Here is a 21,963-nt window from a genome sequence, read left to right on the forward strand (position 1 = left end):
ATAACATTCCTTGATAAAAATGCAAGCTTGTGATGAGTGAGCTCGGTCACAACGGTCGATCGACCTTGATGATTTTGCCTAACGAGGAAAAATAGCCAACTCGGTATCAGGGTCGAACAAGTGAATTTTGTCATGGGCGATGGCCAACCAAAGCTCCTCGCCAACTCGGATCGATCGCTCAGGAGGAACCCGCACTTGCATTCGCACCGCCGGAGCATCCGTCAAACAAACCCCCAAATAAGTTTCGTGTCCCAAAGCCTCTACAATTTCCACTTGTACCGAAAGATTTTTGGTAGCCGGAGGGTTAATACTCAGATGTTCCGGCCGAATTCCCAAAATTAGCCCTCGCCCGTCATATTGTTGTAGACTTTTTGCCCAAATATCGGGTAAAGTAAAGCGAAATTGCGGGTGAGAAATCAACAGCGGAGCACTAAATTCAACCGACAAAAAATTCATCGCCGGAGAACCGATAAACTCAGCAACAAACAAATTAGCCGGCTTGTTGTAAAGCTCTAGAGGTTGAGCTACTTGCTGAAGCTGGCCTCTATTCATAATAGCAATTCGATCGCCCATTGTCATCGCCTCAGTTTGGTCGTGAGTCACATAAATAGTTGTAGTTCCCAACTGTCGCTGCAACTGCACAATTTGCGATCGAGTTTCCGCCCTCAATTTCGCATCCAGATTCGATAACGGTTCGTCCATCAAAAAAACTTCAGGATTTCTAGCCATCGCCCTACCCAAAGCTACCCGCTGCTTTTGCCCTCCCGAAAGTTGTTTCGGCAAGCGATTTAAAAGAGATTCTATTTGCAATAATTCAGCTACCTCTCGCACTCGTTTTCCTACAGCCTTTTCCCGTTCCGACAAATAGCGCAAACCCGGAGGCAACTTGCGAGTGGCTCCTCCTAAAAAGTCCTCGAACAAAGGATAAATTAGAGGATTTTTAAAAGAATGAGAAGCTAAATAATTAATAACCTCTTCTACCTTATTCCTGATTTTTTCTCCCTTATGGATGCTTCCTTCTTCTCCTTGTATCTTCCCCTTTCTCCCTTCTACTTTCTTCCCTATTTCTGCTTCCTTCTTCCTTCTTCCTTCTTCTTTCTCCCTTTCCGAGCGACGCAATCCAAAGGCGAGATTATCGTAAACTGTTAAGTGAGGATAGAGAGCATAATTTTGAAATACCATAGCGATATCTCGGTCTTTAGGAGGCAAATCGTTAACCAGCCGATCGCCCACCCAAATATTGCCGGCCGTCAAAACTTCCAAACCAGCGATCGATCGCAGCAAAGTGCTTTTTCCGCAGCCCGAAGGCCCCACCAGCACCATGAATTCCCCGTCTTCGACGGTCAGGTTAATGCGTCGCAAAACGCTGTTAGACGAAGGGCGATCGGCTATAGGCGAGACATTTTCTGCGAGGGTGTTTGCTTCTTTTCCCTGTTCTCCTTGGCGGAGAGGAAAACTTTTGTAGATATTTTCTAATACAACTTGCGCCATTAAACAATTTTTGATTTTTGATTTTTGATTTTTGATTTTTGATTGGGGAATTGGGCATGGGGCATGGGGCATTGGTAATTGAGATATTCAAGGAAGGAGGAAGTTCGGGAACGAGCAGTGTACAGGATTTAAATGATTTAACGGATGGATGTTGAAGTCTGAAGTCAGAGGTCACAAATCAGATTAATACGCCATGCCCCACGCCCCATGCCCCATGCCCCATGCCCCATGCCCCATGCCCCATGCCCCATGCCCCATGACTATTGACTGCTGATAACTTTGATAATTTTTTCACCCGGATTGAGGTCAAAAACTCGATCGCCCGCAGCATCTTTCCCCCAAAAAGCTATAGCATCAATAGCCGATCGCAGCAGGCGGCCTGAATTAGTAAAAAGTTTGACATCCGTACCCGGAACAGCCTGCAGCAAGCCAACTAAAGCATCTTTAGGCTCTGCGAAGCGAAAAGCTTGAGTGCCAATTTCGCCGCGGTTAGTAAGTCTGACAGAACCCGCAGGCATTCGTTTTGCCCAACCCAACTCGGAAAATAACACCAGACTGTCGTTCGGGTCGAGAGTGATGCAGCCCACCAACTGTTCCTGCTTCCGCAACCTGGTTACTTGAGAACCCTGGGCCGCGCGGCCCATTGGCGGCAGTTGTTCGTCATCGATCTCAAACCGGAGGACTCGGCCTCCTGAAGTTGCGATCGCCACTTGCTCGCCGACTTTAGCCAGACTCGCACAGCGCAGCCGATCGTCCTCCTTGAGTTTAACAACAGTAACGCCGCGATTAGTCAAATCAGCAAATTCCTGCATCGCCAAGCGCTTAATTTTCCCTTGCTGAGTCAGAGTTACTAAATCCGCCGCCTCCGAATTTTCCGGCAAAATAAAGTGTGCAACTGTGATTTCCGACAAAGCGCGATCGGCACTGTCTTTAGTAGCACTCGGCGACAACAAACTAACGATCGGCGTTCCCCGGTCTTTGGCGCTACTACTAGGAATATCGGCCACTTTCAGCGGGTAAGCTTTGCCGTTAGGAGTTAAGACGACCAAAGTGCGATCGGTTTTCGTCAGATTTGCCGTCACAATAAAATCTTCATTTTTTTCTAAAGCGGAAACCGATTTTTCGCGACTTTTCGAGCGTGGCTTTTCCCCACTCGGCAAGCGTCGCACGTACTGCTTGTGCGAAAATTCAACAATAGTTTCCTCTGGCTCTAGAACGGGCAATAAGTTCGGCTGAATCGTTGCCGGCGACAACTGCTTGACCCCAGAATTTTTCTTACCAGCAAATTGTGATTCGGCGTTTGCTGCGCGTGCAGTTCCATTGGCGAATTTAGTGCGGCGGGGGTCAGCGTACTTGCGTTTGAGCGATCGAAATTCCTTCTTTAAAGCCTTCAAAAGTTCGCGCCTGTCGCTCAACAACCGCTGCAATTCTTGAATATTAGCCATCAACTCATCAAACTCAGACTGCAAATTTTGCCTTTCCAAACCAGTCAGCCTACGCATAGGCATCGCCAAAATCGCATCAGCTTGACTTTCGCTCAAATTGAGGCGAACTTGTAAAGTTTGCTTAGCAGTAGAGCCGTCAGGAGAATTTCTGAGAATGTCGATCGCTGTATCGAGATTTGTCAAAGCCAACATTAAGCCTTGGACAATATGACAGCGGCGTTCTGCAGCCTGCAACTCGTAATTGTAGCGGCGGGTAAGAGTCACTTCCCGGAAATCCAGAAATTCCTGCAACAATTGTCGGAGCGTCAACTGTCGCGGTTGACCGTTGACAATTGCCAGCAAAATCGCCCCAAAATTTGTTTGCAGGTCAGTTTGTTGGTAAAGGCGAGCGAGAACCGCTTCTGGGGTAAATTCCCGCTTGAGTTCAATCACCACTCGAATCCCTTCGCGATCGCTCTCGTCACGCAAATCAGAAATACCGTCGAGGCGGCCAGCATTGACCAACTCCGCCACCTTTTCAATCCAAGCCGCCTTATTTACCTGAAACGGAAACTCCGTCACCACGATCGCCGTTTTAGTACGCACCTTGCGATTACCTGGCACCTCTTCCACCCCGGCCACACCTCTGACCGCAATGCTGCCTCGACCCTTAGTGTATGCGTCAACAATTCCCTCTGTAGCGACGATTTCCCCTCCGGTTGGAAAATCCGGGCCCGGAATCAGTTCTATCAACTTCTCGTCGGATAGTTCCGGGTTTTCAATCAAAGCAATTAAACCGTCTACCACCTCCCCCAAATTGTGCGGCGGGATATTAGTTGCCATCCCCACAGCAATGCCCGTACAGCCGTTGAGTAACAGAAACGGCAACTGAGCAGGCAGCGCCGTCGGTTCCTGCTGCGAACTGTCAAAGTTAGCAGTAAAATCAACAGTTGCATCGCCGACTTGGGTTAGCATAGCTTCGTGGGCGATGGGTGCTAACCTCGTTTCCGTATAGCGCATAGCAGCCGCCGGATCGTTGTCCACCGAACCGAAATTGCCGTGACCCGCCAGTAAAGGATAGCGGCTCGAAAACTCCTGAACCATGCGTACCAGAGCGTCGTAAACCGATTGGTCGCCGTGGGGGTGATATTTTCCCAAAACATCTCCAACTACCCGGGCGCACTTACGGTAAGGTCGGTCTGGCGTCAGACCGAGTTCGTGCATCGCATATAAAATTCGACGGTGAACAGGTTTTAAACCGTCGCGGACATCAGGCAAAGCTCGCCCGACGATCACACTCATGGCATATTCGAGGTACGATTGCTGCATCTCGGCGTGCAGAGGCGTAGAAATTACTTGCCCGGAAAGTAGGTTGAGTTGTTTAGCCATGAGTCCTTGTGTCCGTTAATTCCTGAGTGAAAACAGCCTCTGTCAATAATGCCGAGGTTCCCTGTCTCGATTGAAAAGCCTTTGCCGCAGGCGAACCGAAAGTTCGACCCAACCGCCCAGTTGAAGAATAAAAATAAACTTAACTTGTGAAAGCAGAATCAGAGTCCCGAAGACGGGCAACACTTGCCTCTTACTCTCCACTCTTACCCTAACCTCTATGTTGCCTTCATTTGCGCCTACCTGTCTATTTACCTTCTGCCGTCAGAAGGTTGATTCACAGGAGAACACGGAATGCCAGAAGCTCAGAACGTAGTGAGGCTTTAACCCTTCCTAGGAAAGCGTCACGAGGGACTTGAGTCCCCGTCAATCCATGATAGAATTTAATTGCAATTAGGAATAACCATCTACACGAAGAAATATTTTATTCAGGAGAAACCCCGGATTGATCTCGTCTCAGTACAGCCGCAGCGTGGATCAAGCAGCAATGGTAGACGATCGAGCTTACCGTATTTTGGCAAGCGTGATGGAATCCGAAAGTATTAAAAAAGAAAAGTAAGCGGAATTGGAATCTCTCTGGTACTGGTACTTGTTCTGATCGTGTAGAGGCGACTGGACTATGAGTGAACTCCCAGTTTTGGGCTTATTCAACAATAGAGCATGGTCGTGACTCGGTGAGAGTGTCAAAAATGCCGATCTTGATGAATTCATCACTCAAAAGCTCTCCTGGCGATATCTCCTAGTCTGACATCGGCTTGATGAACGGAAGCGTCGATATTTTAAGCCGTTTTGATGGGTTAAAATTGAGAATTAGGAATCTCCAACAATCCCCGCTAGATTCGCTACTTCAAATGCTGTGGCGACGGGAGTATGTGAATAAACATGGCTTGATTCTAATGAGGAGGGAGGAAAATAATTATCACACATTCCCGACTCTAATACCAGTTCAAAAAATAATGCAACTGTAGGCCCGTGATCCAAACTGATATCCAGTCAATCACTTCCCATCTAAAATCTAAAATCTAAAATCTAAAATCTAAAATCTAAAATCTAAAATGGTAGAAGCCGAAGGCTTGACCGAAAGAGAGGATACTATAGTCCAGGACGCACGGGTAGTCAGAAACCTGGTTTTTTCATAGCAAGAGTTCGTTATAGCCCGCCGAAACGATCAAAAACCCGGTTTCGAGGCGTCGTCCATCCGTCCTGGATTGTACTAGAAACCTGCTACCTGAGAATCTTGAGACTCTCACCAGTTCCAGGTCTAGTTATAAAAAACAACTAAACTGTCTGTGTGTAGTAGTCTAAATGATGGTACTGGATGCTTCTAGGCATCTGTAAACCCTCTCACAGCTAGTGGCTCAAGGATATACATACGGGTTTTGCAGGGTTCCCGGCTAATGGCGCTAAAAACTCTGCATTTTTGACGGGGAATGTACTCCCCGTGTCGTGTTCCTCTTTGGACTAAAGTCACAAAGTTTCTATACTTCCCATATTTATTTATGAAAACCGTTCTGATTGTAGAGGACGATTTGGTTAATGCTCGGGTTTTTTCCAAAATTCTGACTAAGCGGGGGGGCTTAGCCGTGAAGCACACGGAAAATGTTGAAGAGGTGATGCAGATTGCTGCGAACGGCGAAGCTGATTTGATTTTAATGGATGTGTCTCTTTCGCGCAGCGTGTACCAGGGCAAATCTGTTGACGGCATTAAGATTACTCAACTGCTCAAAGCTGACCCGCAAACGGCATCGCTGCCGATTATTTTGGTGACTGCTCACGCGATGGCCGGTGATAAAGAAACATTTCTGGATCAAAGCGGTGCCGACGGTTACATCTCTAAACCTGTGGTAGACCATCAAGAGTTTGTTAATCAAATCAAGGCTTTGCTGCCTGATTGAGTGAACCATATATGCAGAAGGAATAAGAAGGAAGAAGGAAAAAGGAAGCAGGAAGAAAGAATTGTTTGTGTGAACCAACAAACAATTAAAACTCTAGAATTACAAGGTTTTCTTGAACTCTAAATCTTCCTTCTTCCTTCTTCCTTTCGATGTCCCATAGCACAATGCTATGAGTTCGGACTTGGAATTTGTGAGGAAAAATTTGAGCTTTTTTAACTCATGAAATCGTAGTGTGCGTTGTGGCGAGGAACCAACTTATCCTCAGCGAACACAACGCTGTTCACTCCTTCATGCAAGCTCAAAACTATGATTAGTCTTCGTCCTCATCGAAGTCAAAACCGATATCATCATCATCGTCACCATCAGGTCCCAAGGCATCATCATCAGTCTCAGCGACAAACTCGTCCTCATCAACCTCAACTTCCTCAAAATCCTCATCAGCCTCAAGATCAGACGCGCGCCCGAGTTCAAAACCGCTCTCGATAGTATACGCGCGACGCGCCGTACGGTCATCAAGTACCACATCCTCCTGTAAATCGTGGATGTCGTCATCAAACACAGCACCATCAAAACCCGCATCCTGGACCCCAGCATCCTCATAGGCATTGAACCCAGTACCCGCAGGAATCAGGCGGCCGATAATCACATTTTCCTTCAGTCCCCGCAGCCAGTCAGACTTACCTTCGATCGCAGCCTCAGTCAACACCCGCGTAGTCTCCTGGAACGAAGCAGCGGAAATAAAGCTATCAGTATTCAGCGAAGCCTTAGTAATCCCCAGCAACACCGGAGTATAATCCGCCGGCGCTCCACCAGTAATTGACATCGCCTCATTCACCTGCTCAACCTGCCGCAATTCTACCAACTCGCCGGGAAGCATAGTAGTATCGCCGCCATCTTCCATCCTGACTTTGTTGGTCATCTGGCGGACAATCACCTCGATGTGCTTATCAGAAATATCCACGCCCTGAGACTGATAAACCGACTGCACTTCATTCACCAAAAACGTCTGCACCTGTTGGAAACTCTCCAAGGCAGCCTCAAAAGTAGACTGTCGCTCCTTGAGCACGTGGAAGAACACCTCCAGAATTTCGTGAGGGTTAGCAGGCCCGTCGGTCAAAGCTTCGGCGACGCCCACGCGCTGTCCGTCGGAAACGATCGGGTTTTGACCAGGCAACAAAGGATACTCCTCAATCCGGCCATCATCCTCAATCACCGCAAGTTCCACAACATCGTCATCCGTAACCACGCGAGCCGTCCCCGGCCGCTTGGCTAAAATACAAGCTTCCTTAGGCTTCCGCCCTTCAAGAAGTTCCTCAATCCGTGGCAAACCTTGAATGATATCCCCAGTCTTTGCCCGCTCAAACACCAGAATCACCAAATTGTCACCCCGCTGCACCAAGTCGCCGTCGTCTACGTGCAGCACCGCACCAGCCGAAACCCGGTAAGGGCGAGCCACCCTGAGCAATAGTTTCGCCGATTCTGTCTCCGACGCAGGTACAACCTTCACAACTTGGCCGGACTCTTCGAGAACAACCCCGGGAGCTATTTCGGTACCAGCCACCAGCAGTTGACCCGGACTCACATCCGGCGTACCCGCCACAGAGATCGAAATAGAATCGGCATCTCGCATCACCAAAAGTCGGCGCACTGGTTCGCCATGCCCCTCACGGATGCCTCGAACGATACCCGCTTCTTTGCAGAGAATCTCGGTGCGGGCGACTACTGCCCCGGGCGCGATCGACTGCCCATCTTCGACCAACAGTCGCGTGTGAGTGCTGCCCTGAGTCGGATCAGCAGACACGTCCCGCCGAATCACCAGCGATTCCAAAATCACTAACTGCAAGCGGAAAGTCTTGGAAACTCGATCGCCTCCATCGGCTACTGTCATAGCCAACTCTTGCGACGCAGCAACGTCTTCAGGCGAGCCCCAAGCTGGCCCCGAACCGTCTGCCCCAAAAGCCGTAGCATCCTCCTCATCCGGCAGCAACTCGATATCCGCAGCCAGTTGGGGAGCTCCCGAACCAATTTCCAAAATAAGCTGAGTCCGCAGCAGTTCCAATCCCTCGACAGATTTGACGCGCTCCCCATCCTTATAAGGAAGTCGCTGAACCGCTTTCAAAGAGATCGACTCATTCAGCGCCGTCTGAGAAGGCACAGGTGGCTTATCCGGCACCGGAAACTCCACCACAGGCCGCAGCAACAAAGCCGGGCCTTCGGGAGTTTCGATATACTCGGCATAGCCCAACTCTTCGGCAACCAAGCCTGGGAAAATTTCTTGACCGGCGTTGACGATTTGACCTTCGCCCAATGTTAGCGGCGGGCGGTCAACTACATGGAGTGTGCCCGGCTTGATCACAATTTCCCGCAGGATGTCATTTTTCTGAGTGATTTCCACTGCCCCGCTGGTTTGGCAGAAAATATCTTTAACCACCTCAGTACCGGCTTCTACGTACTGGCCATCTTCCACCAGCAGCAGAGAAATATCCTTATTTACCTCGTGGCACTCTTCCGGTATCCAGAGCAGAGTGCCGCCTTTAACGACTTCGTAGCCAAGTTTAGCTTTACCGCGCTTGTGGACTTCCACCCCTCCGTACTTGACAATGCCCCCTGTAGCTGTGCGGTAGCTGTCGTCGAGCAGTTCGGCGACGACTTCCCCGTTAATCACTTTGCTCCCAGGAGCCGTCTTCAGGGAAAACCGCTGCTTAGAAGATGTTTCGATCGTGTAGTGGTCGCGGCCACCTGCACTTTCGGCCCGCACGACTGCTTGGTCGAGCAGGACTTGGGCGGTGATAATTTCGATTTCTCTGGGGTCCGCGATGCGGACTACGCCGCCGTGTTCCGAGACGAGTTTAGTTTCGGCAATCACGCTTTCGGCCGGAATGCGATCGCCATTTTTCACTGCCGGTTCCGCGCCGGGGGGCAAGTTGTAGACTTCTCCTGAGAGAATCCAAATCAGCCCGCCTTTGCTGGCTGTGCGGGTGGTGTTCCCTTGGCGGTCGGTTTTTTCTTCAGGCACTAAATCAGCAAATTTGGCTTCTCCGGCTAAGTCGGAGGCTACGTCTGTGGTGACTTTTTCTGTTGTTTTGCGGGCGGCGCGGCCGACGATGGGTACTTCTGCTAAAACTTGACCGGGTATGGCGCGCTGTCCGTCTTTGACCATTAAGGTAGAACCTTGGACGATCGCTAGTTCGATTTTGAGTTTTTGATTTTTGGCGCCGGATTTACCTTCTTCAAAGCCGTCGCCCTCAAATACGAGTTTGCCGTTGTTTTCGGCGACCAGTGCTTCTTCGCCGTGTCTGGTGCGGAAGGCGCGGGTTCGCAGGTTTTTAAATTTGACTACGCCGGGGAATGGTGCGCGTTCTTGTTTGGCGACTTCTCCGGTGAATACGCCCCCTGTGTGGAAGGTACGCATGGTGAGTTGGGTTCCTGGTTCCCCGATCGACTGAGCTGCAATAATCCCGATCGCTTCTCCCATGTCTACCATTTTCAAGTGGGCGAGACTCCAGCCGTAGCAGTGCTGACAAACTGAGCGGGTAGATTCACAAGTCAGGGGCGATCGTAAATACACCTCTGCCACCCCAGCGTTACCAATTTCCGTCGCCAACTCATCGGTAATTGGCTGATTTCGGACTGCTTTTTCGCTGCCGTAAGTCACGATTTCCCCGGTTTTGGGGTGAACCGCATCTCGGGCCAAAACGCGCCCCAGCAGCCTGTCCTTCAGGGGGATCAGCACTGTTGCTCCGTCCGTCATCGGCCGTACTCGAATTCCCCGCTGAGTGCCGCAGTCCACTTCCCGCACAATTACGTCTTGGGACACATCCACCAAACGACGAGTCAAATAGCCAGAGTCTGCCGTCCGCAACGCTGTATCTACCAAGCCTTTGCGCGCGCCGTAGGAGGAGATGATGTATTCGGTGACGGTGAGTCCTTCGCGGAAGTTGGTTTTAATTGGCAAGTCGATGATTTCTCCTTGGGGGTCAGCCATCAATCCGCGCATTCCGACTAGCTGCCGCACTTGAGAAATGTTTCCCCGCGCCCCGGAGAATGCCATCATGTAGACCGAGTTTAGGGGGTCTGTGGCTCGGAAGTTTTTGACTACTTCGTCTTTGAGGTCTTCTGATGTGCTGTTCCAGGTATCGATTACTTTTTGGAAGCGTTCGACTTCGGTGATTTCGCCTCTGGTGTATTTTTGTTCTGTGATCCGGATTTCTTCTTCGGCTGCATCTAGGAGCGATCGTTTTGACGGGGGCACTTGCAGGTCGTCTACGCTAATCGAAACTCCCGCTCGTGTCGCAAAGCGGAAACCCAAGTCTTTGAGTTTATCGGCCATTTGCGCTGTACGGGCTGTTCCGTAGTGCATGAAGGACCAAGAGATCAATTTTTTGAGCTGACCTTTGTCAACAACTCGATTGCGAAAAACAATTTCCTTATTTTCTGTCATTTTTCTGAGGAGTGGTAATTGGTAATTGGTAACTTTTACTGGCGTTCGACTTCGGTTCTTCTGAGCGAAGCCCAAGGGTTCAGGAACCGCGTAGCAGAAGTATTGGTAATTGGTAATTGGTAATTGGTAATTGATAAGTAGAGCGACGGGAAAAAACAACAAGCATTTTGTAGGGGCTGGTTTAGCGTATAAGGAACAGAGCTAAGCTAGGAGATGAATACACTCATCTGCCATTCCCATAATAAAGTTTATTTGCACCTACCTACTTAATTGGTAATTAGTAACTGTTTACTGCACTTCGACTTCGCTCAGGAACCGCGTCGCTGAAGTATTTGTAAGTAGTAATGGGTGAATATTTCGGTTTTAATCACTATTATTTGTTAGCGATTATTTGTCCGTTATTACCCATTACCTCTTACCCCTTACCTCTTATCCATTACCTATTACCCCTTACCCATTTCTAATTGTTAATTACCGATTCGATCGTTTGGTGATAGATAATCCGGCCCGGAGTAGTGCGAATAAACTGATTGAGCACCTTGCCCTCTCCGTCTTCCCGAACCCGGCGGAACTTGTATTCTTTCGTCACTATACCGTCGGTAGACCGTTCCACCTTCAGCGGTTCTCCCTCGGGTTCTGCGTTTTCTATGGCGCCTTGAAACCTCACCCACACATAAGAGTGCAAGTCAACGATTCCTTGTTCGTAAGCTACAACCGCGTCGGTAAGGTTGGAGAAATAGTGACCGGCTCCTTTTTGAGCGTCAGGATTTTCGGCTGTCAAGTAATAGCAACCGAGCACCATATCTTGAGAAGGAGTAACGATCGGTCTTCCGGTTGCCGGCGACATAATGTTGTTAGAAGCCAGCATCAGCAAGCGCGCTTCCGCCTGAGATTCCAGAGACAAAGGCACGTGCACTGCCATTTGGTCGCCGTCAAAGTCAGCGTTAAAAGCCGGACAGACTAGCGGGTGAAGCTGAATTGCCCTCCCGTCCACCAAAATCGGCTCAAAGGCTTGAATCCCCAAACGGTGAAGCGTCGGCGCCCGGTTTAGCATTACCGGGTGTCCTTCAATCACCTCCTGAAGCACGTCCCAAACACTGGGATCGTTGCGCTGGATCAGTTTTTTGGCAGCTTTGATGTTGTTGACTAATCCTTGGCGGATCAAGCGGTGGATGACGAAAGGCTGGAAAAGTTCGATCGCCATTTCCCTCGGCAAACCGCACTGATGAATCTTCAGTTTCGGCCCCACCACAATCACCGATCGTCCGGAGTAGTCAACCCGTTTCCCCAACAAGTTTTGCCGGAAGCGACCTTGTTTCCCTTCAATGATGTCCGACAGCGACTTCAGCGGGCGGTTGTTTGCCCCCACCACTGTCCGACCCCGGCGACCGTTGTCAATCAGCGCATCCACAGCTTCTTGCAGCATCCGCTTTTCGTTGCGGATGATAATCTCCGGCGCCAGAATTTCTTGGAGTCTAGCCAAGCGGTTATTCCGATTAATTACTCTCCGATAAAGGTCGTTGAGGTCGCTCGTTGCAAAACGGCCGCCGTCTAACTGCACCATCGGCCGCAAGTCGGGGGGAATCACCGGAATCACATTGAGCACCATCCAATCGGGTTGAGAACCCGTAGCGATGAAGTTGTCAATTACCCGCAAGCGTTTAATTAACTTGGCCCGTTTTTGACCTTTAGCATTAGCAATATCTTCCCGCAACTTTTCCGCTTCACTTTCTAGCGGAATATTTTGCAGCAAAACTTGCAAAGCTTCAGCACCTATGCCTACTTCTACACCTGTGAGTGTGGAATCTTCGCTGTATAGTTCGTCTTCTATTTCCAGCCAAGCATCTTCTGTTAGCAATTGCTTGTATTGCAGCTTTTCTGCATTACCTGCATTTAGGACAACGTAGGCATTGAAATAAACGATTTGTTCGACATCTCGGAGCGGCATATCTAACAGAATTGCCATGTAACTCGGGATGCCTTTGAGATACCAAACGTGAGCTACGGGAGCCGCTAATTTGATAAATCCCATCCGGTGACGGCGGACGCGAGATTCAGTGACTTCTACACCGCATCTTTCGCAAACAATGCCTCTATGGCGAACTCGTTTGTACTTGCCACAATGACATTCCCAATCTTTTGCAGGTCCAAAAATGCGCTCGCAAAACAAGCCGTCCATTTCAGGTTTTAATGTCCGGTAATTTATTGTTTCGGGTTTTGTCACTTCACCGGTTATCTGACCGTTGGGTAAAGTTCTCTCTCCCCACTGTCGAATTCTTTCTGGTGAAGCTAATCCTATCTTGACGTAATCAAAGCGTTGTTCTATTTTAGCCATTTTGACTCCTATTGCTTATTTACTGTCGATTAGTGCTGGCAATTTATATTTTTTGTTTGCTTCGTTTTGAACTCAAATCAATATTACTCTCCTCTATAGGTGACCTTTCTTTTAATATCAGAAATGATATTTCTGGATACTCCAAATTCCTGAGCTATTTTAGCAAGGGATTCTCCGGCTTGGATTCGTTCTCGGATCTCAATAGCTTGAGCAAAAGTTAGCTTGCGTTCGAGATGTCCACCCATGCGGGGAACTGGAACCTCTTGACCTTCTTCTTTCCAAGTGACGTGATACTTAATATCGTGTATGGTTTTGCGGTCTACACTGTATTCCTGTGCTACATCCTTCATCCTCTTTCCTGCTGCTAGCTTTTGCCGAATTTCTCGCACCTTTTCCCAGTCTAATTTGGCATTGGAAAGGGGATGACTTTTGCCTTGGGTGCGTCCTTTCTTGGAAGCATCTAATGAATTTTGGGAGCGAGTACCAGCCCAAAGGTGTTCTGGATTGATGCAACTGGGATTATCGCAGGTATGACAAGCATCCATCGAAGCCGGAAGTTCGTATCCTAATTTCTCTGCTAAAACAGCACGAGTCACTGATTTTGATTTTCCATTTTTCAAGTACCTGCCATAACCTGGACCGTCTTTTGAACCTTGGAAAATGATGCAGCCGCTGTCTTGAATTTCTCCTAAAAAATTGGGTGAAACTGTAGTGAAGTTATCGGGAATATTTGTCTGAAGTATCTTAGTAATAGTTTCATGTTGTACTCCATACTCTTTTGCTAGGTGGTTCTTGATGGTTCCAGATAAATATTTAGTCTGAATTTCCCGTAGTTGTGCGATCGACAATATGCCAATACCGGGAATACTTTTGCGTCTGGGAGTTTTGCGATCGCGCCCAATCATCTGCCCGGTATTCTCAGCAGCAGTACCTACTACCAGATGTGCCGGGTTGATGCAGCTTCGATTGTCGCAGGTATGGCAACCAAAATAACCGGAACCGAGGAATCCTGCTATTTTTGATTCGAGGACTAAACGGTGGACTAATACTGTTTTGCCATCGATCCACTTGCGCGCGTAACCGTTGCCAAACTTGCTCCCTTGCCAATTAATACAGCCCGTCGCCCGGTCAACTTCTCCTTGAATTCCTGGGACAACTGTTACAATATTCATGTTCAGCGTCTCTCCTGTTTAGAGCGTTGATTCGCCTCAGCAGTGTTCGTACCACTGCTGAGGCATTTTAATTTGAGATTGTCGATTAAAGATTAAAGAATTGAATGCTGTCAAAAAATCTTTAATCTTTAATCTTTAATGCCTAATCCTCGTCAAGTTCGTCACGAGAAAGCGATTCGTAAGTAGGCCGGGAGGGCGATCGCTTGCCCCCAGCATCTGCCATCAAATCCACCTCAACGTGCTCGCTGCCCTCGTCGGACGTATTCACCTTGTGCACAGCAATATCCAAGCACAAAGATTGCAACTCCCGCATCAGCACCTTGAAAGATTCCGGCGTACCGGGGCGCGGAATAGCTTTGCCTTTAACGATCGCATTCAGCGCTTCATTCCGCCCCTGCATATCGTCCGACTTCACAGTCAGCAACTCTTGCAAAGTATAAGCTGCGCCGAACGCTTCCAGAGCCCAGACTTCCATTTCTCCAAACCGCTGACCCCCCTGCTGCGCTTTGCCGCCCAAAGGCTGCTGCGTTACCAGCGAGTAAGGGCCTGTGCTGCGGGCGTGGATCTTATCGTCTACCAAGTGAACCAGCTTCAGCATATAGGCGATGCCGACTGTGATCGGGCGATCGAACGGTTCCCCAGTTCGGCCATCGTAGACAATAGTCTTGCCGGGGTGCTTTTCGTTAAACACCCAAGGCTTGCCGGTTTTTTCGCGCGCCTCCTGCAGCTTGCCGTGTACGGTTTCCCGCGACTTTTCAGCGCCGTGCATTTCATCAAAAGGCACCATCTTGAACCGCATCGACAGATTTTCGCCGGCCCATCCTAGCAAGCACTCAAAAATCTGACCTACGTTCATCCGCGACGGTACGCCCAAGGGATTGAGCACTATGTCAACGGGAGTCCCGTCGGGTAAGTAGGGCATATCCTCCATCGGCAGAATCCGGGACACAATACCCTTATTTCCGTGTCGGCCGGCCATTTTGTCGCCGACTTGAATCTTCCGCTTTTGAGCTACGTAGACGCGGACGACCATGTTGGCGCCGGGAGGCAGTTCGTCGCCCTGTTCCCGCGTAAACACCCGCACGTCCACCACGCGGCCTTTTTCGCCGTTAGGGACGCGGAGAGAATTGTCGCGCACATCGCGGGCTTTTTCGCCGAAGATTGCCCTCAGCAGTTTTTCTTCCGGCGGTTGGTCGGATTCGCCTTTGGGGGTGACTTTGCCGACTAGGATGTCGCTGGCTTCTACCCAAGCACCTTTGCGGATAATTCCTTGTTCGTCTAGCTGGCGCAGCGCGTCTTCGCCGACGTTAGGAATTTCACGGGTGATTTCTTCGGGGCCGAGTTTAGTTTGACGGGCTTCGATTTCGTATTTTTCAATGTGGATCGATGTGTAGACATCTTCGTACACTAAACGCTCGCTAATTAGCATCGCGTCTTCGTAGTTGTAGCCTTCCCAAGGCATATAAGCTACGAGGATGTTGTGACCCAGAGCGAGTTCTGCTCCTTCGGTGGAGGAACCGTCGGCGAGCACTTGACCTGCTACGACGCGATCGCCCTCATAAATCAGCGGACGCTGATTTAAGCAAGTATCCTGGTTAGAACGCTGATATTTTTGCAGTTCGTGTTCGATGCAGCCAGCATATTTTTGCTTCCAAACCGAGGGCTGTTTGACTTTGAGATCGTCGTATTCCTTAATCAGGAAATGTTCTTCGCTGGAATTCGATTCGGCATCTACAGCCAGGGGTTTGACAATAATCCGGGTAGCGTCGATGTAAATCACCTCGCCATCGATCCGGGAAACCACAACCATCCCGGAATCTCGGGCCGCCTGAGCTTCCAAGCCCGTACCGACGAGGGGCCGTTCTGGTTTCAGTAGCGGCACAGCTTGCCGCTGCATATTCGATCCCATCAGAGCTCGGTTGGCGTCGTCGTGTTCCAAGAACGGAATCAGCGATGTCGCTACGGAGACGATTTGCACGGGCGAAATCGCCATGTAGTCCACCTGCATCGGAGTGGTGGTAGTAAACTCTTGGCGGTAGCGGACGGCTACGGTTTCGCCCAAGAGGTTGTTGTTTTCGTCGAGACTGATGTCTCCTGGGGCCACGCGCAAATCGTCTTCTTCGTCGGCTGTCATGTAAACAGGGGCTTTGTCGCGCAGCACCCGTCCTTTTTCTACTGGATAAAAAGGAGTTTCGATGAAGCCGTAGGGGTTGACGCGGGCGTGGGTTGCCAAGGAGCCGATCAGACCGGCGTTGGGGCCTTCTGGTGTTTCGATCGGGCAAATCCGGCCGTAGTGGGACGGGTGAATGTCCCGCACTGCAAACCCGGCGCGTTCCCGAGTCAGACCTCCTGGGCCTAAGGCCGAAAGCCGGCGCTTGTGCGTCAGTTCTGCTAGGGGGTTGGTTTGATCCATGAACTGGGATAGCTGGGAGGAACCGAAGAATTCCTTGATTGCTGCTACCAGCGGTTTGGGGTTGACCAGAGAAGCGGGGCTGAGGGAGTCGGCATCCGAGACGGTCATTCTTTCGCGGATGATCCGTTCTAAGCGGTTGAGGCCGACTCGGACTTGGTTTTGCAGCAGTTCTCCCACACTGCGGACGCGACGGTTGCCTAAGTGGTCGATGTCGTCGGTGGAGCCGATGTCGAATTCGAGGTTAATTAAGTAGTCGATCGCCGTCAAGATATCTTGGGATGTCAGCACCCGCATGGTATCGGGGACTGTCAAGCGCAATTTTTTGTTGAGTTTGTAGCGGCCGACTCGGCCCAAATCGTAGCGTTTGGGGTCGAAAAAGCGCGAGTTGAGGAGCTGTTCGCCCCCCGCTACGGTGGGGGGTTCGCCTGGACGGAGTTTGCGGTAGAGTTCCATCAAAGCTTCTTCTTCGCCGAATTGTCCTTCTTTCTCGATCGTTTTTTGGAAGTATTCCGGGTGCCGCAGGGAGTCGTAGATTTCGCCGTCTGTGAGTCCTAATGCTTTGAGCAGCACCTGGGCTGAGAGTTTGCGGGTTTTGTCGATTCTGACCCAGACTAAATCGTTTTTGTCTGTTTCAAATTTCAGCCAAGCGCCGCGGTTGGGGATCAGACTGGCGTTGTAAGAACGGCGACCGTTTTTGTCGGTTTCGGATTTGTAGTAGACGCCTGGGGAACGCACGATTTGGTTGACGATGACCCGTTCTGCGCCGTTGATGATGAATGTGCCGCGCTCGGTCATCAAGGGCAAATCGCCGATGAAGACTTCTTGTTCTTTGATTTCCCCTGTTTCTTTGTTAATCAGGCGGGTGGGGACGTACATTTGCACCGAGTAGGTGCTGTCCCTGCGCTTGGCTTCGTCCACATCATATTTGGGGCGCTTGAGTTTGAAGTCTTTGCCCATGAAGTGGAGTTCCAGCTTGCCCGTGTAGTCTGTAATCGGGGAGAAGCTGTCGAGTTCTTCGATCAGTCCGGCTTCTAGGAACCAGCGAAAACTTGCCCGCTGGATTTCTATCAAATCGGGCAAGGTGAAGGCGAATTCTGTGTAATCTTTAGTGGTCATGGGGGTCCTTTTTCCGCAGTGGCTCTAGCTTTTTACATGGCGCCAAGGATGGGCTTTTTTACCTTGTTGCGTTTTTTTGATGGATTGTGTGAGAGAATTTATATGATGTTTTCGATCGCCTGCCAACTGCTGCAACGGTTATTTTTGCTGGTGGCTCGCAGTATTTTTGTGCGAATTTTAGTTTCGATCCCGATGCTTTTAGCTCCGATATCGTGGTATCCCGGGGTAAATTCCCTACACTTTTGACTCCTAAAATTGACTTGACAGCTATTGCCAAATTGCTGAGGTTCCAAGTTTCTTCTGATGTGTAAGTTTGAGTGTGTAAGTTTGAGGTATTGCGTGAAGTTTTTGCCGATCCCGAAGGTTAGCGTACTCGCGTTGTGTTGGCATTTCCGGGGCGACATCGCAGTCGCGGATACTAAGCCAACGCCCGATCGGGCGGTTCTTTTTATTATAGGACGCAAATCCGATCGCAGCAGGCAACGCCAAAAGAATCTCCAATAAAGGATGAATCCGGTTTTTCCGGCAGGATAGAAATGAAATTGTCCCGATCGCTGGCTCCTAAATCGACCTGTTTTCCTCGTTTCTCTGTTCTGCTATAACTAAACTGAAAAGCCGAATAGCTGACAGGCATTTTCGGTTGTCTGCTGGGACAAAGTTAAGAGAGAAACTCCTCTCAATTTAGCAACTTGCTCGGCTACGTAGTAGACGTAGGCTGGTTCGTTGCGTTTTCCCCGCTGGGGTACGGGGGCGAGAAAAGGGCAATCTGTCTCGACTAGGATGCGATCGCTATTTACCATACAAGCTGATTCTTGTATTTGCAAGGCTTTTTTAAAGGTTACTGTTCCGCTAAAACTGATGTAGAAACCTAGGTCTAAAAACCACTGGGTTTCTTCGGGCGTGCCTCCCCAGCAGTGCATGACCCCGCGCACTGGCCCGCGTGTTTGCCAAAAGTTCCTCAGCATTTCGGCCATTGGGGCGGCGGCGTCGCGACAGTGGATAATGACTGGTTTGTCAAGTTCCTGGGCAATTTCAAGCTGTGCCTCAAACACTTTAAACTGGTGTTCTCGAGCGTCAGCTTTATAAAAGTCCAGCCCGGTTTCGCCGATCGCCACTACCCTAGAGTCCGAATTCGCTAATTCCCTAATCTTGCTCGCCGTCTCGTCTGTCCACTTCTCGGCATCTAGGGGGTGGAGTCCAACTGCAAACGAGACTTCAGCAAACTGATTGGCGATTGCTTGAATGCCGGCAAACTCTTCTGGCTCTACACAAGAATGAACCAGCCGAACTACACCAGCTTCGCGCCAGCGTTCTCGAATGGCTTCTAACTCAGATTTGTAGGTCTCAAAGTTGATATGAACGTGAGTGTCGATGAGCTGCATGGGGGAAGCAGATTAGAGGTGATACGGGAGAGTCCAGGTGGGATAGGGCGAGGGCGAGTGAGAGAGTCTGGGAGTGGGAGTGGCAGAGAGTGCGTGGGAAAAATCTTCCGTCTTCTTTCTTCCTTCTTCCTTCTTCACCCTCGACTTCTTCACCCTTGACTTCTTCCCTCAACATCCATCCCTTCAATCTTGTACACTGCTTCGTTGCCGAACTTTCTGCTTCCTTAAGATGCTACCGATACTTCGTGCGGCTTGAGGGTTCTTGCCAAGCGGGACTTTTTGCGAGCGCCGTTGTTGCGGTGGAGTACACCTTTTTTGACAGCTTTGTCAATTTTGCTGTAGGCCTCAGACATTCGCTGCTGAACTTCTTGCATTAATTCCGGGCTCGGAGCTGCGGCGTACTTGTCTACGGCAGCGAAATACTTCTTCATCAAAGTTTTGACCGCTGACTTGTAAGATTTGTTGTACAAGCGGTTACGTTCGGCGATTTTGACTCGTTTGACGGCGGACTTAATATTTGCCATAGTTCAGTTGCTGGAAGTAGGTATTCATTGATACACCCTAGTCTCAAGATAGTCCCAAGACACGGGGATTTTGAAGGACAACCTTTTCGGGATCGATCCGCAAAAAGCTTGATTTTTAAAGGCGGAGTGAGACAGCCAACTTTCCATTAGCTCAGATTGAGCTGAGTCTGTGGCTACTTTTTGGCGACGCCCGCGCAATAATTTTTTATTGACTCATTTAACTGCCTGTTTTTTACCCCTGACAATACCCATAAGGTAGGACATGGGTGTTACAGAGGCGTTTTGCGGTGTTTCCACCGTCACGAGTTAAAGTCACGGTTTCTTGCGCGCAATTTTCAAGTATACAATAATTTGGCGTTTTTTTATAAAAAAATTATCAGGTGTTGGAAAAACTAATATAGCACCTATTATGCTTAAAATCCAATTCTCTGAAAAATCCAAGTTAAGCTATAACAAAGAATACGGGTTATTTGGGCTTCGGCAAGAAGCACTTACCGAAGGTAGAAGGTAAAAAGCTGAAGGTAGAAGGTAGAAGGTAGAAGACAGCCGGATCGGAAGGTAGAAGGTAGAAGGCAGAATCAAAATTCTCCCGCTCGAACACTCTCCCTCTCGGATATTATCGGGGTCGGACACTCTCCCCCTCTGCGTTCCCACCCTCTCCCTCCGCAACCGGTTCTCTGGCGGGCAATTCAAGAGAGAAGGTTGTGACTTGTCCTCAGTGTTGCAAAATCCTCCACCGAGATTTAAACGCTGCACTGAAGCCTTTGAAAATGCCGCGACTCTCGCGGTTTAAGCTTGTGGACTGGTGGTGGCCTACTTCTCTAGGAGAACCCCACAAAAATCCCCAATTGTCAAGCAAATGTTAGTGAAGTTATAGACGGCATTCCTAATCTCCATGCTGCGAATCATTACTCAGTGGGTTGAGGCACAAGCTGAACTGCGACGGATCTGCGATCGCACCCATGACGAACTTGTCGTTCACAAAGAAGCCACCGTGCGGGAGGTGCTGCAAGCTGTAAGGCGCAGAGGCGATCAGGCTGTGCTGCACTACACTGCTGAATTTGACCGCATGACCCTAAATGTGGAAGATTTACGGGTCAGCGGCGCCGAATTGGATGCTGCTTACCAGCAGGTGTCGAAAGAATTATTAAATGCTATCCGGCTAGCTTGCAAACAGGTAGAGGCGTTTCACCGACAGCGCGTACCCAAGTCTTGGGTGCAGTTTGGCGATGACGAAATTGTTTTGGGCAAGCGCTACACGCCGGTCGATCGAGCGGGAATCTACATTCCTGGGGGTCAGGCGTCCTATCCGAGCTCGGTGATCATGAATGCGGTTCCTGCGAAGGTCGCCAAGGTGCCGAGACTGGTGATGTGTACTCCCCCCGGACAGGAGAAGAAAATGAATCCTGCGGTGCTGGTAGCGGCTCAGGAAGCGGGAGTTGATGAGATTTATCGGGTAGGCGGGGCGCAGGCGATCGCGGCTTTGGCCTACGGTACGGAAACTATTCCGAAGGTGGATTTAATTACTGGGCCGGGGAATATTTACGTCACCCTGGCAAAAAAACTGGTTTACGGGACTGTGGGGATCGATTCTCTGGCTGGCCCGTCGGAAGTGTTGATTATTGCTGATGGTTCGGCGAATCCTGTGCACGTGGCTGCAGATATGTTGGCTCAAGCTGAGCACGATTCGATGGCGTCGGCAATTTTGCTGACGGCGGATTCGGTGCTGGCTAGGAAGGTGGTGGCTGAGGTAGACAGACAGTTGGCAAATCACCCGCGCCGAACTTTAACAGAAAAGGCGATCGCCAACTATGGTTTAGTCGTGGTAGTTGACTCGCTCAAAGCGGCGGCGGAACTCTCTAACGAGTTTGCGCCCGAACACTTGGAATTGCAACTTGCAGATCCCTGGGCTTTGCTCGACCAAATTCGGCACGCAGGGGCGATTTTCTTGGGCTGCTCGACGCCGGAAGCTCTGGGCGATTATTTGGCTGGCCCGAATCACACTTTGCCGACTTCTGGGGCTGCTCGCTATGCGTCGCCGCTGGGTGTCGAGACTTTTATGAAGCATTCGAGCTTGATTCAATATTCGCCTGCTGCACTTAAGAAGGTGAGTAGGGCGATTAATGTTTTGGCGGAAGCCGAGGGGCTGCCTTCTCACGCTGATTCGGTGCGGCTGCGGACTGAAAATGAGGGAAAGGGTGAGTTTTAGATGGTAGATTTGAGATTGGCGATCGAGATTTAAGTAGATGATCGGCAAAATACAGAGGTAGTCAAAAGTGAGTGAAATGCAATGAAACGAAGCAATTCTCTTGCGATTATGGTAGCTTTACATTCTCTCACAAGTGGCCCAGTTTATTTGCACTTACCAAGTTACGCACTGCGGG

Annotated in this window: 11 protein-coding genes; 2 read left to right on the forward strand and 9 right to left on the reverse strand. The window is 49.8% G+C overall.

The window, feature by feature from the left end:
* Positions 1 to 78 precede the first annotated feature (78 nt).
* On the reverse strand, positions 79 to 1,491 hold the full coding sequence (locus tag QUA04_RS07310; RefSeq protein WP_333255252.1) for an ATP-binding cassette domain-containing protein: 1,413 nt from the start codon (positions 1,489 to 1,491) through the stop codon (positions 79 to 81).
* A 260-nt stretch (positions 1,492 to 1,751) separates the two neighbouring features.
* Positions 1,752 to 4,304, reverse strand: coding sequence for a DNA topoisomerase (ATP-hydrolyzing) (locus QUA04_RS07315; RefSeq protein WP_333255254.1), 2,553 nt, complete (start codon positions 4,302 to 4,304; stop codon positions 1,752 to 1,754).
* Between the two features lie 1,496 nt (positions 4,305 to 5,800).
* On the opposite strand from QUA04_RS07315, the gene QUA04_RS07320 reads away from it, so the two are divergent.
* Entirely contained in the window at positions 5,801 to 6,196 is a 396-nt protein-coding gene (locus tag QUA04_RS07320; RefSeq protein ID WP_006632892.1) for a response regulator, read from the forward strand.
* Positions 6,197 to 6,506: 310 nt separating this feature from the next.
* Here QUA04_RS07320 and QUA04_RS07325 read toward each other — a convergent pair whose 3' ends face one another.
* The 7 genes from QUA04_RS07325 to rpsT form a co-directional block, all read right to left on the reverse strand.
* Positions 6,507 to 10,637, reverse strand: a complete 4,131-nt coding sequence (locus QUA04_RS07325; RefSeq protein WP_333255256.1) for a DNA-directed RNA polymerase subunit beta'' — start codon at positions 10,635 to 10,637, stop codon at positions 6,507 to 6,509.
* 460 nt (positions 10,638 to 11,097) lie between these two features.
* Positions 11,098 to 12,972 (reverse strand): DNA-directed RNA polymerase subunit gamma, encoded by a 1,875-nt coding sequence (locus QUA04_RS07330; protein ID WP_333255258.1) that lies wholly within the window; start codon positions 12,970 to 12,972, stop codon positions 11,098 to 11,100.
* A gap of 83 nt (positions 12,973 to 13,055) precedes the next feature.
* A complete protein-coding gene (locus QUA04_RS07335) occupies positions 13,056 to 14,144 on the reverse strand; it encodes an HNH endonuclease (protein WP_333255260.1) in 1,089 nt (362 codons plus the stop codon).
* 142 nt (positions 14,145 to 14,286) lie between these two features.
* Positions 14,287 to 17,673: a DNA-directed RNA polymerase subunit beta gene (gene rpoB / locus QUA04_RS07340; RefSeq protein ID WP_333041547.1), complete on the reverse strand. Its 3,387-nt coding sequence runs from the start codon at positions 17,671 to 17,673 to the stop codon at positions 14,287 to 14,289.
* Positions 17,674 to 18,124: 451 nt separating this feature from the next.
* Complete coding sequence (locus tag QUA04_RS07345) at positions 18,125 to 18,307, reverse strand: hypothetical protein (RefSeq protein WP_333255262.1); 183 nt, start codon at positions 18,305 to 18,307, stop codon at positions 18,125 to 18,127.
* Positions 18,276 to 19,055 carry a TatD family hydrolase gene (locus QUA04_RS07350; RefSeq protein ID WP_333255264.1) on the reverse strand — a complete coding sequence of 260 codons (780 nt, stop codon included), beginning with the start codon at positions 19,053 to 19,055 and terminating at the stop codon, positions 18,276 to 18,278. Before QUA04_RS07350 ends, QUA04_RS07345 begins: the two co-directional genes overlap by 32 nt.
* Positions 19,056 to 19,279: 224 nt before the next feature.
* Positions 19,280 to 19,579 (reverse strand): 30S ribosomal protein S20, encoded by a 300-nt coding sequence (rpsT, locus tag QUA04_RS07355; RefSeq protein WP_006632886.1) that lies wholly within the window; start codon positions 19,577 to 19,579, stop codon positions 19,280 to 19,282.
* A gap of 895 nt (positions 19,580 to 20,474) precedes the next feature.
* Here rpsT and hisD point away from each other — a divergent pair.
* The gene (gene hisD, locus QUA04_RS07360) at positions 20,475 to 21,788 is read left to right on the forward strand and encodes a histidinol dehydrogenase (RefSeq protein WP_333255266.1); all 1,314 of its coding nucleotides are present in this window, start codon (positions 20,475 to 20,477) and stop codon (positions 21,786 to 21,788) included.
* The last annotated feature ends 175 nt before the right edge of the window (positions 21,789 to 21,963 follow it).

The organism is Microcoleus sp. S13_C5, from assembly GCF_036700845.1.
GTDB lineage: Bacteria > Cyanobacteriota > Cyanobacteriia > Cyanobacteriales > Microcoleaceae > Microcoleus.